Raw genomic sequence first — 14,878 nt, 5'->3', positions numbered from 1 at the left:
TGCAAAACGAGACAGAACGTCGGGCCGACCGAAGCGCGCTGTTTTCCCGGCACATCCCGGGCGTTTGAACAGTCGATCGCTCAGCGCTTGCGTCCGGGCTTTATTCACTGCCGGAATCGAGACGCGCTCTTTGAGAAAATCGCACCGCCATTTCAGCCTGTCGGCAATCCCAAATTTCGCGCCAGACGGCGTAAGGCTCTTACGGTTAACGGTAACGCGCCACCAGGCGCGCCATCATGGCGATATGCTCATCCTCATCGTTAAGCGCGGGAATATATTCATACTTCCCGCCTCCCGCATGCCGGAAGATTTCACGGTTTTGAACAGCGATTTCCTCCAGCGTTTCCAGACAATCGCAGGCGAAACCAGGACACATAACCTGTATATGCTTCACCCCCTGCTCACCCAGCATTTTCACGGTTTCATCGGTATAAGGCGTAAGCCACGGCTCTTTGCCAAAGCGAGACTGAAACGACATCATTACGTTTTCCGGCGCAAGGCCCAGCGCGCTCACAAGCTCGCGAGTCGTGTCCCGACAGCGCTGCGGATAGTCATCGCCTTCATCGGCATAGCGCTGTGGGATGCCATGATAGGAGAGCAGCAGTAAATCCGGCTCGCCGTGCTGCGTAAAGGCGCGCCGCGCCGTTGCGGCCAGCGCCTGAATGTAATCCGGGTTAGTCGCATAATCGCGTATAAACGTCACGCCGGGCACGCTGCGCGTTTTCGCCAGCACGCGCGCCAGTTCATCCCACGCCGCCGCCACGGTAGAGCAGGAATACTGCGGGTAGAGCGACAGAACCACAATGTGGCCTACCCCCTGATCCAGCAGCTCATCCACCGCGTTTTGTATCGACGGCGCGCCGTAGCTCATGCCAAGCGCCACGGGCATATCGGGCAGCCGCGCCTGTAGCTTTTGCTGCTGGCTACGGCTGTAGACCATCAGCGGCGAGCCGCCTTCACGCCACACCGACTGGTATAGCTTCGCCACGCGCGGCGCACGCAGGGGGAGTACAATACCGCGCAAAATGCACCACCATATAAGCCGTGGCGCGTCCACCACGCGTCTGTCGCTGAGAAACTGACGCAGATAACGCTTAACGGCAGCAGGCGTTGGGGCCTGCGGCGTACCGAGGTTCACCAGCAGCACGCCTGTTTTTTCCTGACGCAACATTCCACTCCTTCTTGACTGCGTAACGGGCAGAAGATTCTGGCTGAAAAGCCTTCACGAAAAGCTAATGACAATAACAGACGCGGTACGCGTGAATAAGATTACAAGGATAAACCGGGTAGCGATATATGAGGAGATCCCTGGAGAAAAGGGTAACCGGGGAAGCATTCCCCGGTGCAGGCAACGGTGCTTAGCCGAGAATTTTCACCAGTTCAGCACGCACGTCGTCAACGGCCTGGGTGCCGTCGATTTTCGCATAACGCGTATTACCCGCCTGCGCTTCTTTCTGATAGTAGCCAATCAGCGGTTCAGTCAGGGTATGGTACTCCACCAGGCGTTTGCGCACGGTTTCTTCCTGATCGTCTTTACGGGTGCTTAGCGCTTCGCCGGTCACATCATCTTTGCCTTCCACTCTGGGCGGATTGTATTTGATATGGTAAACGCGGCCAGAGGCGGCGTGTACGCGGCGACCTACAATGCGGTCAACAATGATGTCGTCCGGCACATCAAACTCCAGCACAAAATCCACACTGATGCCGGCATCTTTCATGGCGTCAGCCTGCGGGATAGTGCGCGGAAAGCCGTCCAGCAGAAAACCGTTGCGACAGTCTTCCTGCGCGATGCGCTCTTTCACCAGTGCGATGACCAGTTCATCAGTAACCAGTTTACCGGCATCCATGATATCTTTGGCCTGTTTGCCCAGCTCGGAGCCGGATTTAACCGCGGCGCGCAGCATATCACCGGTGGAGATCTGCGGAATACCGTATTTCTCCATGATGAACTGAGCCTGTGTTCCCTTACCAGCGCCGGGTGCGCCGAGCAGAATCATACGCATTGCGTAATTCCCCTTACGTTTATAAATATTTTCCGCCATGCAGCCGGGTATCGCCAAACGCGTTTCGCGAGGCACTCCGTTGTCACAGAGGGTATACGTTGAGGGATAAGACCTTACCATTAAGCCCACACCATCACAAGAAAGCCCAACGTAACGCCCGTTTCTGTCCCGGCTAAGCCATGCTACATCGGCCCGCGCTGTTTCATCCAGGTAGCGTTATGCCTGCGTAAAAAACCGCCTGCGTCAGGCGGGCGGGTTGAGGCTGATGACAAGTGCCGGGCAAAACAAACTCAGCCCGCCATATCTGTAAAATAAACCATGAAAATCAACGCGTTGATTTTCAACTGTTAACCACAAAGCGGGCGAAACTCCGGTTTCGCCCGCTTTGACTCCGATCGCTAAGCGCCCCTATAAAAACGGCTACACGTCCAGCGCGGTTTAACCCAACAGCAGTTGGTTAACGCGGCGAATAAACAGGTTCGGATCGTCCAGCGTCCCTTTCTCAGCCAGCAGCGCCTGATCGAGCAACAACTCAATCCATTCGCCAAAACGCGCATCGTCAGTGGTATCAGCGGTACGTTTCACCAGCGGATGATCCGGGTTCAGTTCAAAAATGTACTTCACCTCCGGCACCGTCTGGCCTGCCGCGGCAAACAGCTTCGCCATCTGGGTGGTCATTTCATCACCGTCGGTCGTCACAATCGCCGGGGTGTCGGTAAGGCGGTGGGTCAGGCGCACCTCTTTTACGCGCTCGCCCAGCAGCGTTTTCACACGTTCAACGAACGGCTCCAGCGCTTTATCGGCTTCTTTCGCGCTTTCATCCACATCATCGGCCAGTTTTTCCAGCGATGCGTCCGCTTTTGCTACCGACTGGAACGCTTTACCGTCGAACTCAGTAAGATAGCTCATCATCCACTCGTCAATGCGATCGGACAGCAGCAGCACTTCAATGCCTTTTTTACGCAGCAGCTCCAGGTGCGGGCTGCTTTTCGCCGCCGCATAGCTATCGGCGGTGATGTAATAAATCTTTTCCTGCCCTTCTTTCATGCGGCTGACATACGCTTCCAGAGAGACGTTTTGCACAGAAGAATCGTTGTGTGTTGATGCAAAACGCAGCAGTTTGGCAATAGCCTGCTGGTTAGCCTGATCTTCCGCCGGACCTTCTTTAAGCACAAGGCCAAACTGGTCCCAGAAAGTCTGGTACTTGTCGGCGTCGTCTTTCGCCAGTTTATCCAGCATTTGCAGCGCGCGCTTGCTCAGGGCGTTACGCAGATTGCGGGTAACGGTGCTGTCCTGAAGAATCTCACGCGATACGTTAAGCGGCAGGTCGTTTGAATCAATCAGGCCGCGCACAAAGCGCAGGTAGTTCGGCATAAACTGCTCGGCGTCATCCATGATGAACACACGTTGCACGTACAGCTTAAGGCCATGTTTATGATCGCGATTCCACATATCCCACGGCGCCTGCGCCGGGATATACAGCAGGCTGGTGTACTCCTGCTTCCCTTCCACGCGGTTGTGACTCCAGATCAACGGGTCGGTAAAGTCATGGGCGATATGCTTATAAAACGCTTTATAATCATCATCGCTGATTTCCGCTCGGTTACGGGTCCACAACGCCTGGGCTTTGTTGATTTTCTCCCAGCTTACAACGGTTTCGCCGTCTTTTTCTTCGCTTTGCTCAATCTCAACCGGCAGCGCGATATGGTCGGAATATTTACTGATGATAGAACGCACGCGCCACGGGTCGAGGAATTCATCTTCGCCCTCGCGCAGATGCAGCGTGATATCGGTGCCACGCTCATCTTTCGTGATATCGGCAACGGTATACTCGCCTTCGCCAGCCGACTCCCAGAACACGCCCTTATCCGCGCTATCGCCCGCAGCGCGGGTGCGAACGGTCACTTTATCTGCAACAATAAACGCGGAATAAAAACCTACGCCGAACTGCCCAATCAACTGGCTGTCTTTTGCCTGATCGGAGCCCATAGATTCGAGAAACGCTTTAGTGCCAGATTTTGCGATAGTGCCGAGATGATCAATCACATCATCACGGTTCATGCCGATGCCGTTATCAGAAATCGTCAACGTGCGGGCTTCTTTATCAAACGCTACGCGCACGCGCAGTTCGCCGTCGCCTTCATAAAGCTCAGGCTTTGACAACGCGCGAAAGCGCAGCTTGTCAGCGGCATCGGATGCGTTGGAGATAAGCTCACGCAGGAAGATTTCTTTATTTGAATAGAGAGAATGGATCATCAGGTGCAGAAGCTGTTTTACTTCTGACTGGAAGCCACGAGTCTCTTGTCCTTTCATTTAGCGATACCTCAACTATCCCCTTGTTTTTGCACATTTCAGGCAAAAGCAGTCGGGTCTGTACGGTTACGGGAAACAGGTTGAGAGGTTATGGGGTTACGGAAAAGGGATTTCAAGCGGGAGCGGCAAAACCGGCTCCCGATTGATTAAAATATAATCTTATGACGCCCAACCAGTGAATGCGACAGCGTGGTGCCGTCAACCATTTCCAGTTCGCCGCCCACCGGCACGCCATGAGCGATGCGGCTGGCCTGCACGCCGTACTGAGCGCAAAGCTCGGCAATATAGTTGGCGGTCGCCTCCCCCTCCACGGTTGGATTGGTCGCGAGGATCACTTCCTGCATCGACTCCATTTCCAGGCGTTGCTCAAGCCTGTCGAGGCCAATATCGTTTGGACCAATACCATCAAGCGGCGACAGGTGGCCCATCAGCACAAAATAACGTCCGGAAAATTGCCCTGTTTGCTCAATAGCATAGATGTCCGCCGGGCTTTCCACTACGCAGATCTGGCCGTTTTCACGGCGGCGCGGATTTGCGCAGATATTGCAAACATCCTGCTCGGTGAAGGTGCGGCAATCGGCGCAGTGGCCAATTTCCGACATAGCTCGCTGTAACGACTGCGCCAGGCGCATACCGCCGCTGCGGTCACGCTGCAACAGGGAAAACGCCATACGTTGGGCCGATTTCGGCCCAACGCCTGGCAGGCAGCGCAGCGCTTCCATAAGCTGCGTGAGCAGCGGGCTGGTTTGCATCAGAACGGCATCTTAAAGCCCGGCGGCAACTGCATGCCGGCGGAAACGGAGGCCATTTTCTCTTTCTGGGTTTCTTCAATGCGGCGCGCGGCGTCGTTGAACGCCGCAGCCACTAAATCTTCCAGCATCTCTTTATCATCTTCGAGCAGGCTCGGAGCTATCTCTACACGGCGGCAGTTGTGCGCGCCATTAATAGTGACTTTGACCAGACCCGCGCCAGATTCGCCGGTGACCTCAAGGGTGGCGATCTCTTCCTGCATTTTCTGCATTTTGTCCTGCATCTGCTGGGCCTGCTTCATCAGGTTGCCCAGTCCGCCTTTACCAAACATACTCTTCTCTCTATTGCTCGGGCCGCGTAACCGTCACTACGCTTAGCGGCATGTGATTAACAACGTGCAGCGCGGCTGCGGGCTGCGCGTCAAACGGGACGAATACTCTCTTCATCCAAATCCGCGTCAAAAAAACGCCGCAGAGTCTGAATATTATTATCTGCGATAATCGACGCCCGCGCCTGCTCAAGCTTTTCTTCATAGATAGCCTGCCGCCACTCCAGCGGCGTGCGCTGTGCGGGATTATCGTCTTCAACAATGGTCAGTTCAACCGGCGCGCCGTGCAGCTCACTTAGCGCCAGCGCCAGCGCCTGCTGCGCGCCGGGCGAATTAAGATGCCGCTGCGCCGGGCGCAGATGCAGGCAAACCGCGCTGCCGTTCTGCTCTTTCCAGGCATTAAGCGCGACCTGCTCTACCAGTTTTGACACCTGTAGACGGCTAACCTCCCGCGCCCAGGGATCGCGCGCCAGGGCCTCCTCAGCCAGTTTCGCCGCCAGTTCCGGCGTTTTTTCATGCTCAAGCGCGCGCTTAAGCGCTTTCGGCGTCGCTATTGCGTCCACCGCTGGCGCCTGCGGGTTCAGCGCCTTCCAACGGTAGGCCTCTTTTTTTGCTGGCTTATCCTGCGCCTGCGGCGCCGTCTGGCGCGCCTGTACGCGCTCAGTCACCGACGCCAGGCGCTCAAGCGCGGAGTTGGCTACCGGCCGCGCCGATCGCTGCGCCGCCGGTTCATTCTTTTTTGTTCTGGAATCTCCTTTCTGGCGCTGAAGCTGGCTACGGGCCTGCAACACCTGGCTTATCGCATCCGGCAGCGGCGCGCTTGCCTGCGGCTCGCTATGCGCGACCGGCGCGCTCTGCTGGGTCGGCGGCGTAAACTGCGCCGCCGGATCCGGCGGCGGGTGCGACAGCGCCGGCGCTGAGGCCGCCTGCGGCGGTTCTGACGCCGCCTGACGCGGCGCAGCGTTATGCGGCAACGCCGGTTCCGGCAGCGGCTGCTGGGGGTGGAAGGCCAGCGCGCGCAGCAGCGTCATTTCAACGCCCATACGACGATCCGGCGCCCAGGGCAGCTCTTTGCGACCAATAAGCAATGTCTGGTAGTAAAGCTGTATATCCGCCGGCGGCACGGTGCGCGCCAGCTCGCGCAGGCGCGCCTCTTGCGTCCCCGCGCCAGTATCGAAAAGCGCGGGCGAAAGCTGCGCCATTGCAATTTGATGCAACAGGCTAAGCATTTCAATCAACAGCGCCTCCCACGCTACCCCGCGGGCGGCGGCCTCGTCCACCAGCGCCATAGTACGCTGGCCGTCGGCCTGGGTAAGCGCCTCTATTAGCGTTAAAGCCTGGTCGTCATCCAGCGTGCCAAGCATTGCGCTAACCGCCAGAGCGCTGACCTGGCCGTCTCCGCTGGCAATAGCCTGATCGGTCAGGCTCAGCGCATCGCGCAGGCTGCCTTCGGCGGCTCGCGCCAGCAAATGCAGCGCGCGCGATTCAAATGAAATTTTTTCCTGGCCGAGCACATATTCAAGCTGCGCGGCTATCTGCGTGACGTCCAGCGCCCTGAGATGAAACTGTAGGCATCGCGAGAGAATGGTCACCGGCAGCTTTTGCGGATCGGTGGTCGCCAGCAAAAACTTAACGTGCTCAGGCGGCTCTTCCAGCGTTTTGAGCAGCGCGTTGAAGCTGTGGCGCGAAAGCATGTGAACTTCGTCGATAAGGTAAACCTTAAAACGCCCGCGCGCCGGGGCATACTGCACGTTGTCGAGCAGTTCGCGGGTATCTTCGACTTTGGTGCGCGAAGCCGCGTCTATTTCAATCAGATCGACAAAACGCCCCTGCTCGATCTCCCGGCAGTTATCACATTTGCCGCAAGGAGTCGCGGTGATGCCGGTTTCGCAGTTCAGCCCTTTTGCCAACAGGCGGGCGATGGAAGTTTTGCCTACGCCGCGCGTGCCGGAGAACAGATAAGCGTGGTGAATACGGCCAAGATTCAGGCCATTAGCCAGCGCGGTCAGGACATGCTCCTGGCCAACGACCTCGGCAAAGGTTTGTGGACGCCATTTACGGGCCAGCACCTGGTAGCTCATCGGCAATAGGCTCTCAGATCGGGAGAAAGGACATTAAGATAGTCATGCTAACACAGCCCCACCCAATGGGCGAGGCTGCCTGCAGAACTCAGTGGCCTGGAAAAGAGACCAGGCTGTAGCAGTGTATCCCCTGCTGCTCCAGGCGCTGTTCGCCGCCAAGATCGAACAGGTTAATGATAAAGGCCGCATCCGCCACGTTGCCGCCAAGCCGGCGAATCAGCTTCACGGTAGCTTCGATGGTCCCGCCGGTCGCCAGCAGATCGTCCACAACCAGCACCTTATCGCCTGGTTTAATGGCGTCAACGTGGATCTCAAGCCGATCTTCGCCATACTCCAGCTCATAGTTTTCGCTGATAGTCGCTCGCGGCAGCTTGCGCGGCTTACGGACCGGCACAAAACCTACGTTCAGACCCAGCGCAACCGGCGCGCCGAACAGGAAACCGCGCGCTTCAGTGCCCACTACTTTAGTGATGCCGGCATCTGCGTAGCGCGCCACCAGCAATTCAATGCTGAGCGCGTAGGCCTTTGGATCTTCCAGCAGGCTGGTCACGTCACGGAACAGAATGCCCGGCTTCGGATAATCCTGAACGCTTTTAATACTGTCTTTGATAAACTCAAGCTGCTGCGCGGTTACGGTCATAGTTACGTGCCTGAAAATTACGATGTCACTCCCAGCGCGCGGCGTTCAACACATCAACTTTCGCTTATTTTACCGGCGGCGCGCTGCGCTCGAAAACGCCAAAATTTACTGGCTGCAGGCGGTAAATGCAACCACAGTCGTCTGCCATTACGGCTTTTCTTGCTCTGGCGCAACCACCGGAACACGCCACAGAAAAAGCAGCAGCGCCGCCAGACAAACCAGTAATAAAATACGCGCCCAGGCAAGTTCGACCAGCCATAGCGAAACGGCAAACGTTACCAGTATAAGCACAACCGCGCGCGGTTTAGCCCCCGGCGGCATCGCGCGGTAGGCTTGCCAATAGCGCAGATAACCGCCAAACCATGAGCGGTGCATTAACCAGCCGTGAAAGCGCGGCGACGAGCGGGCAAAACACCAGGCCGCCAGCAGGATAAACGGCGTCGTGGGTAAAAGCGGCAATACCACGCCCAGCGCGCCGAGCACTATCGCTAACCAGCCCGTCATGATTAAAATGATCTTACCCATATGTCGCTTCCATACCGTGACGCCGCCACTGTAGCATAATCATCGGCCGCCGCCGCAGGGAGATTCATGAAGACCCGGCAACTTATCGAAACCCTTGAGGCTCGCATAGCGCAACTGACGGCGCTGATTACGCCCTTTGGCGCGCACTGCGCCGTGTCCTCTCGTTTCAATCGCCAGCTTTTTCACGGGCGCAGTACGCGAATGGGCGACTGTTTGCATGAAGTGGAAGCAAACTGGCGGCAGTTAAAGACGCTGATTGAACAAAATCGCGTGCAACAGGCGGCATGGCTGGCGGACCGCCTGGTTGCGCAAATCACGGCGTTAACCCGCGAAGCGGCAACCGGCGAACTGCGTCGCTACGACGCCGCACAGCCTTCTCTGGCCCGGCTTAATGCAAACCTGTTAAGACATCAGGATTACGAGCGGCGACTGCTGGCGATGAAAAACGCCCGCATCACGCAGCTTACAGCAGAGCAAACGCTGGCGGGACAACAGCGGCTGGCGCGTGAACTGGAAGCGCTTGATGGGCGGTTAGCCCGCTGTCGCGAAGCCCTGGCAAATATTACCCGCGCGGTTGAACGCCGCACGCGCTGAGATGAGGAGAGAGTATGTCGCTGGAACAAGCCCCGGATGAAGTCAAGCTGGCGGTAGATTTAATTATGTTGCTGGAGCAAAACGCCCTCCCGACACAAACCGTGCTGGCCGCGCTGGAAATAGTGCGTCAGGATTTTTTACATAAGCAGGCGCTACAGGCTTCAGAGTGAGGGGGGCGTGTCGCCCTGCCCCTCCCGGGATAGGTCGCGCGCCACCTCGGTAATTTCATCCCCTTTCGCGTTACGCAGGCGCACTTCAAGCGTATTGAACGCGATATCAATACTATTTTCGCGGCACAGGCGGTCGATAGTGCGGTTTACCGCATCCTGCGTTAAGCCGCGATCGCCCAGTTCACGCACGTAGAACTGCAGTTCATGGTCGAGCGAGCTCTGGCCAAACGCCAGAAAGAAGACCTGCGGATACGGCTCATGCATCACTTTCGGATGTCCGGTGGCAGCTTTAAGCAGCACGGCCTGCACTTTATCAAGATCCGAACCGTACGCTACGCCAAGCTTCACCACTACGCGGGTTATCGTATCACTGAGCGACCAGTTGATAAGCCGCTCGGTAACAAATGCCTTGTTCGGCACGATTATCTCTTTATGATCAAAGTCAATGATGGTCGTAGCGCGAATGCGGATTCGGCTCACTGAACCGGAATAAGTGCCGATGGTAATGGTATCCCCGATGCGAATTGGGCGCTCAAACAAAATAATCAGGCCTGCAATAAAATTCCCGAAGATTTCCTGCAAACCAAAACCAAGGCCAACTGACAGACCGGCGGCCATCCACTGAAGTTTATCCCACGAAACCCCCAGCGAACCCAACACCGCAATGGCGCCTGCGGCAATTATCACATAGTTAAGGATTGTCGTGATGGCGTATGACGACCCCTGTCGCATCTTCAGGCGCGACAGCACCAGCACCTCCAGCAGACCCGGCAGGTTGCGAATCAATGCCCAGGCGAGCATAAAAGCGACGACAGCGAACAGCAGGCTGCCCATTGTGACGCTTTTCGTTACCGACGCTCCCGCCTCGGTAACGCTGTAATGCCATAGCGTAATGCTGTCGAGATACGAGAAGACCGTAATCAAATCGGACCATATTGCCCAGAAGATCAGCCCGAACAGCGCAAACATCACCAGCGTGGTAATGCGCAGCGTTTGTTGATTTACCTGCTCCAGCCCAAGCGGCGGCTCTTCCACCGGCTCATTGCTTCCTTGCGCGCCCTCTTTTTCCAAAGCTTCGCGCCGCGCCAGCGCACGGCGCCAGGCAATACGCCGCGCCGCCACGCTAAGCCCGCGCAGGACCGTCTGGTAAAGCAGGTTCCAGATAATCGTCAGGTATACGGTGTCTATCCAGCGGTGCGCAAGGCGCAACGTAGTGTAAAAATAGCCAAGCGCCGTCAGTATCAGCAAACCGACAGGCACCAGCGACAGCACGGTTATCGTGACCAGGCGTACGGTATGAGATTCTTTATCACGCCAGGCGTCGCGGCACATTGGCCACATCAGCCCCGTAATCACCAGCAAATTAACAAAAACCATAAACTGCCCAAGCACATCATTCATCAGATGCAGCGGAGAGTGCGCCCCCACTACGGCCCAGCACAGCATGGGCAGCAGTGCGATGCTGATGCGTACAATCTGGCGGCGATAGTGACGCACCCGGGTCGGCGGGATCATAAAGTGATGCTCCGCCACGCCCTTTTGTTCCAGAACACGCCAGCAGACGCCGAAAATCAGCCCAAACAACGCCAGCTCTTTGCCAAAACTCCACATCAATTCGCTGACGTTCAACCTCATAAACCGCAGAAGAAGCCCGGCCGCCAGCAGCATCAGGCACACCGGCAGCGCGCGCACGAGATCAATTAACAGCGCTTTGGGCGTATGGGTCTGGCTGTCTTTATGAAGCAGCCCCACATCGGCCGATAGCGCGTCAAGGCGCGCCTTCAGCCAGCGAAAGCGCCAGCACGTCAGGCCCGCAAGCATAAGTAGCGCCAGCGCGGCCGCCAGCGTCAGCCCAAACGAATGGCGTGCCCCCCCCCAGTTGCCGACTATCTCCATCGACGACAACTGATCCTTTAGCGCCTGCGGGAAAGCGGTGATCCACGCCCAGTCCATTGGTTTATTGGACGTTACCCAAAAAATCTGCTGGGTCAGCGTTTGTTGCAGCCGCTGGCTGGAGCTTATCAACTGCTGCTGATTCATTTGCAGGTTAATCGCCAACATAAGCTGGCCGCCAAGCTGTTTATTTAGCTGTTCGAGCAACTCACGGCGCATATCAATCACTTCCAGCAACGCATCCCGGACATCATCCTCGTCGGCCGATTGCCGCTGCTCTTTTGGCTGGCTTTGAAGCAGATGGTTGACGAAATCCTCTCCCCTGAACAGCGCATCGCGCTGTTGGTTAAGTTCAAACTGCTCAAGCCGCAGGTCGGCAATGCGGTTGGTCATATCATCCATATCATCCGCAGACGGCAAATTTTGTTGTTGCTGATAAAGGATACGAGACAGCAACAGACTGCCCTTGAGCATCGCAATCTGTTCTTTAAGATTGCGTTCGGACTGGAGCGTGCGATCGAGCCAGGTTTTCACCTGGATATTGCGCTGCACCAGCTCATTGCCGCGTCGGGTAGCGTCAATCAGGCGTTCGCTAATCTGGTGGTTGACGTCCAGCTCCTGGCGCACCAGCGGGATATTCTGAATCGCCGCGCCTTCCTCCGGCGTTACGGCTTCCTGCGCCGTTTTTTTTGTCAGCGTCAGGCGCTTTTTGCTGAGTGTGGCCTGCATCAGCTCAAGCCGACGCTCAAGGCGAGAAATATGCGCCGTGGTGTAATCCCGCTGCTTTTGCAGAGAATCCTGAAGCATTGTATTGCCTTCAAGACTGCCGCGTTGCTGCTCAAGCTGCGCATTAAGCAACGCCTGCTGGGCCAGTAGCAGCGATTGCTGGCTTGCGCGCAGCGGCGCGCCTGTGTTCACGCCGCTCAGACGAGAGCGAATCTGCTGAAGCTGTTCGGTGGCCGCATACATGGCATTCTGCACCCGCTCCGGCTGCGTTTGCAGTGAAACCAGTTGGCTGTTGAGCGTGGAAAGAGCGCTTTGCGCCGTTTGCAGCTCGTCAAACGTTTGTGAAACCTGCTGTTCAAGCTGGCGCAACGATAGAGAAGAAAGCGTTTTGCTATAGGCAGCCTCATCCAGTTTCTCGCTGCCGTAAGCCTCCAGCGCTTCGGTCGCCCGCCGGGTCTTCTCCGGCGCGTCATTAATTCGCTTGTGCTGTTCAGCCGCTTCGTTTTCCACACGCTCAATTTTATCCAACACCTCCAGCGTCTGATTAAGATCCTGTTGTATCAGCCTGGCTTGCGAGGAGAGGTTTTTCTGTTTATCAAGAGCATCAAGCTGGCGTTGTATATCGGACCGCGACGGAACATCGCTGTTAGCGCGCGCCTGAACCGCAAGGGATTGAAAGAGCGAAACAAATATGATTACAACAGCGAAGGCGGTTTTCCGCAGGCGTAAAGCATGTTGTAGAGTCATGATGATTATCGCGCCCGCGCCGCAGGGGGAGTGTGGATGAATTCAATAAATCAGGATAGCACCCCGATATAAGGGCCACAAACATCACACGCGCCAGAGCGCTCTTAAAGCGCGCTTACGGGGCAGGCGAACGCAAGGTGGGGCAAAGCTGAAACATTTCCAGAAGGATGGCGACATAGTCACGCGCTTCACGCTGTAGATCAAACGTCTCCGGCGCAAACAGCCAGCTTTCAATAATGCCTGCGATATAACAGCGCATTAATATTGCCGCACGGCGGGAGAGTAAGTTTTCAGGCAACATGCCCGCGGCGCGGCACCGATCGAGCGCGCTTTCAATGCGTTCGTACCCTTCCATATAAAGGCTGCGCTGCGCTTGCTGAACCGCCACCATCTCCCCTACAAATTCACATTTATGGAAGATGATTTCCATCATCAGGCGTCGCCTTTCTTCTGTTACCGTGGTTTCCAGAATATGAACCAGCAATTCGCGAAGTGCGGAAAGTGGATCGCGAGGATATTTTGCCCGATACTCAATCTCTAAATCGCCGATATCGGAATCTGAAAGTACCCAGATTTCATTGAATAAATCTGACTTATTGCGAAAATGCCAGTAGATGGCGCCGCGCGTAACGCCCGCAGCCTGGGCGATATCCGCAAGCGATGTTGCCGAAACGCCCTTTTGCGAGAAAAGGCGTAGCGCGGTATCCAGAATATGCTTGCGCGTCTCTAACGCTTGCTGTTTAGTTTTTCGTGCCATCAGTTAAAGGATTTTCAGGTGCCAGATTTACATACATTTATGTACGTATGTACTATAGCACGATGTTAATATTAACGCAGCAATGGGCTTGTAGACATTTGACCATTGATCAAATTTTGAAACTGGACACTCGAGGTTTATATATGAACAAAAACAGAGGATTTGCGCCTCTGGCGGTCGTTCTGATGCTCTCAGGCAGCTTTGCGCTTACAGGATGTAATGATGAACAACAGCAACAACAAGGCTCACAGGCTCAGGCCGTTGGCATTGTCACACTGAAAAGCGAAGCGCTTCAGATGACAACCGAGCTGCCTGGGCGCACCAGCGCGTATCGCGTAGCGGAAGTTCGTCCCCAGGTCAGCGGCATCATTCTGAAGCGTAATTTTGTGGAAGGCAGCGATGTAAAGGCAGGCGTTTCGCTTTATCAAATAGACCCGGCCATCTATCAGGCTTCTTATGAAAGCGCGAAAGGCGATTTGGCAAAGGCGCAGGCAAGCGCCAACATTTCACGCGTAACGTTAAACCGCTATAAAAAACTGCTTGGCACCAATTACATCAGCCAACAGGATTACGACACCGCTCAGGCTGACCTGCGTCAGGCCGAAGCGGCAGTGGTGGCGGCAAAAGCCGCTGTTGAAAACGCGCGCATCAACCTCGCCTATACCAAAGTCACCTCTCCTATCAGCGGCCGTATTGGTAAATCCGCCGTCACCGAAGGGGCGCTGGTGCAAAACGGACAGGCTACGGCGCTGGCCACAGTGCAACAGCTTGACCCTATTTATGTTGACGTAACGCAGTCAAGCAACGACTTTCTGCGCCTGAAACAGGAACTGGCAAACGGCACGCTAAAACAGGAAAACGGTAAAGCCAGGGTCACACTGACTACGGCTGAAGGCATCGCTTATCCGCAGACCGGTACGCTGGAATTCTCTGACGTTACCGTAGACCAGACCACCGGTTCCATTACGCTGCGCGCGATTTTCCCGAATCCGGACGGCACGCTGTTGCCAGGCATGTTTGTACGCGCTCGCCTTGAAGAAGGCACCAACCCGAACGCTCTACTGGTTCCTCAGCAGGGCGTGGCTCGTACGCCGCGCGGTGAAGCCACTGTAATGATTGTGGGTAAAGACGAAAAAGTGGAAGTGCGCCAGATCGCCGTCACGCAGGCTATCGGGGACAAATGGCTGGTCACTAAAGGATTACAGAGTGGCGATCGCGTTATCGTTACCGGCCTTCAGAAAGTTCGCCCTGGCGTTCAGGTGAAAGCCGAAGAACAAAAGCCGGATGACAAAGCGCAAAGTGAAGCTGCCGCTCAGTCCGAACAGAAACAGTCTTAACTTAAACAGGAGCC

Annotated in this window: 13 protein-coding genes and 1 other annotated feature; of the genes, 3 read left to right on the top strand and 10 right to left on the bottom strand. The window is 56.0% G+C overall.

What is annotated here, in order from left to right; all coding sequences use genetic code 11:
- Nucleotides 1-205: 205 nt before the first annotated feature.
- The 8 genes from hemH to JJB97_RS10355 form a co-directional block, all read right to left on the bottom strand.
- Entirely contained in the window at nt 206-1,168 is a 963-nt protein-coding gene (hemH, locus tag JJB97_RS10390; RefSeq protein WP_238713976.1) for a ferrochelatase, read from the bottom strand.
- A 190-nt stretch (nt 1,169-1,358) separates the two neighbouring features.
- Complete coding sequence (gene adk / locus JJB97_RS10385; RefSeq protein WP_238713944.1) at nt 1,359-2,003, bottom strand: adenylate kinase; 645 nt, start codon at nt 2,001-2,003, stop codon at nt 1,359-1,361.
- A gap of 438 nt (nt 2,004-2,441) precedes the next feature.
- Complete coding sequence (gene htpG, locus JJB97_RS10380) at nt 2,442-4,316, bottom strand: molecular chaperone HtpG (protein WP_238713943.1); 1,875 nt, start codon at nt 4,314-4,316, stop codon at nt 2,442-2,444.
- 146 nt (nt 4,317-4,462) lie between these two features.
- Nucleotides 4,463-5,068 (bottom strand): recombination mediator RecR, encoded by a 606-nt coding sequence (gene recR, locus JJB97_RS10375; RefSeq protein ID WP_238713942.1) that lies wholly within the window; start codon nt 5,066-5,068, stop codon nt 4,463-4,465.
- The gene (locus tag JJB97_RS10370; RefSeq protein ID WP_238713941.1) at nt 5,068-5,397 is read right to left on the bottom strand and encodes a YbaB/EbfC family nucleoid-associated protein; all 330 of its coding nucleotides are present in this window, start codon (nt 5,395-5,397) and stop codon (nt 5,068-5,070) included. The genes recR and JJB97_RS10370 overlap by 1 nt, the downstream gene beginning before the upstream one ends.
- 89 nt (nt 5,398-5,486) lie before the next feature.
- The gene (gene dnaX, locus JJB97_RS10365) at nt 5,487-7,475 is read right to left on the bottom strand and encodes a DNA polymerase III subunit gamma/tau (protein ID WP_238713940.1); all 1,989 of its coding nucleotides are present in this window, start codon (nt 7,473-7,475) and stop codon (nt 5,487-5,489) included.
- Nucleotides 6,090-6,154 (bottom strand) — a sequence feature (DnaX frameshifting element). Its footprint overlaps the gene before it by 65 nt.
- 88 nt (nt 7,476-7,563) lie before the next feature.
- Nucleotides 7,564-8,115: an adenine phosphoribosyltransferase gene (gene apt, locus JJB97_RS10360; protein WP_238713939.1), complete on the bottom strand. Its 552-nt coding sequence runs from the start codon at nt 8,113-8,115 to the stop codon at nt 7,564-7,566.
- A gap of 147 nt (nt 8,116-8,262) precedes the next feature.
- A complete protein-coding gene (locus JJB97_RS10355; protein WP_238713938.1) occupies nt 8,263-8,640 on the bottom strand; it encodes a DUF454 family protein in 378 nt (125 codons plus the stop codon).
- Nucleotides 8,641-8,706: 66 nt separating this feature from the next.
- Here JJB97_RS10355 and priC point away from each other — a divergent pair, with 66 nt between their 5' ends.
- Entirely contained in the window at nt 8,707-9,234 is a 528-nt protein-coding gene (gene priC / locus JJB97_RS10350) for a primosomal replication protein PriC (protein ID WP_238713937.1), read from the top strand.
- 14 nt (nt 9,235-9,248) lie between these two features.
- Nucleotides 9,249-9,404, top strand: coding sequence for a pleiotropic regulatory protein RsmS (gene rsmS / locus JJB97_RS10345; RefSeq protein WP_238713936.1), 156 nt, complete (start codon nt 9,249-9,251; stop codon nt 9,402-9,404).
- On the opposite strand, the gene mscK is transcribed toward rsmS, so the two are convergent.
- Both mscK and acrR read right to left on the bottom strand, forming a co-directional pair.
- A complete protein-coding gene (mscK, locus tag JJB97_RS10340; RefSeq protein ID WP_238713935.1) occupies nt 9,396-12,770 on the bottom strand; it encodes a mechanosensitive channel MscK in 3,375 nt (1,124 codons plus the stop codon). The genes rsmS and mscK overlap by 9 nt on opposite strands.
- A gap of 115 nt (nt 12,771-12,885) precedes the next feature.
- Nucleotides 12,886-13,527: a multidrug efflux transporter transcriptional repressor AcrR gene (acrR, locus tag JJB97_RS10335; protein ID WP_238713934.1), complete on the bottom strand. Its 642-nt coding sequence runs from the start codon at nt 13,525-13,527 to the stop codon at nt 12,886-12,888.
- Between the two features lie 143 nt (nt 13,528-13,670).
- Here acrR and JJB97_RS10330 point away from each other — a divergent pair, with 143 nt between their 5' ends.
- Nucleotides 13,671-14,864, top strand: coding sequence for an efflux RND transporter periplasmic adaptor subunit (locus tag JJB97_RS10330; protein ID WP_238713933.1), 1,194 nt, complete (start codon nt 13,671-13,673; stop codon nt 14,862-14,864).
- Nucleotides 14,865-14,878: the final 14 nt, after the last annotated feature.

This window comes from Tenebrionibacter intestinalis, from assembly GCF_016632365.1.
Lineage (GTDB): Bacteria > Pseudomonadota > Gammaproteobacteria > Enterobacterales > Enterobacteriaceae > Tenebrionibacter > Tenebrionibacter intestinalis.
Note: the sequence above shows the minus strand (reverse complement) of the source record. Positions and strands in the feature narration are given on the sequence as shown.

Excerpts from the sequence above, each read along its gene's own strand:
- adk (WP_238713944.1), bottom strand. The coding sequence starts at position 2,003 with ATGCGTATGATTCTGCTCGGCGCACCCGGCGCTGGTAAGGGAACACAG.
- htpG (WP_238713943.1), bottom strand. The coding sequence starts at position 4,316 with ATGAAAGGACAAGAGACTCGTGGCTTCCAGTCAGAAGTAAAACAGCTT.
- recR (WP_238713942.1), bottom strand. The coding sequence starts at position 5,068 with ATGCAAACCAGCCCGCTGCTCACGCAGCTTATGGAAGCGCTGCGCTGC.
- JJB97_RS10370 (WP_238713941.1), bottom strand. The coding sequence starts at position 5,397 with ATGTTTGGTAAAGGCGGACTGGGCAACCTGATGAAGCAGGCCCAGCAG.
- dnaX (WP_238713940.1), bottom strand. The coding sequence starts at position 7,475 with ATGAGCTACCAGGTGCTGGCCCGTAAATGGCGTCCACAAACCTTTGCC.
- apt (WP_238713939.1), bottom strand. The coding sequence starts at position 8,115 with ATGACCGTAACCGCGCAGCAGCTTGAGTTTATCAAAGACAGTATTAAA.
- JJB97_RS10355 (WP_238713938.1), bottom strand. The coding sequence starts at position 8,640 with ATGGGTAAGATCATTTTAATCATGACGGGCTGGTTAGCGATAGTGCTC.
- priC (WP_238713937.1), top strand. The coding sequence starts at position 8,707 with ATGAAGACCCGGCAACTTATCGAAACCCTTGAGGCTCGCATAGCGCAA.
- rsmS (WP_238713936.1), top strand. The coding sequence starts at position 9,249 with ATGTCGCTGGAACAAGCCCCGGATGAAGTCAAGCTGGCGGTAGATTTA.
- mscK (WP_238713935.1), bottom strand. The coding sequence starts at position 12,770 with ATGACTCTACAACATGCTTTACGCCTGCGGAAAACCGCCTTCGCTGTT.
- acrR (WP_238713934.1), bottom strand. The coding sequence starts at position 13,527 with ATGGCACGAAAAACTAAACAGCAAGCGTTAGAGACGCGCAAGCATATT.
- JJB97_RS10330 (WP_238713933.1), top strand. The coding sequence starts at position 13,671 with ATGAACAAAAACAGAGGATTTGCGCCTCTGGCGGTCGTTCTGATGCTC.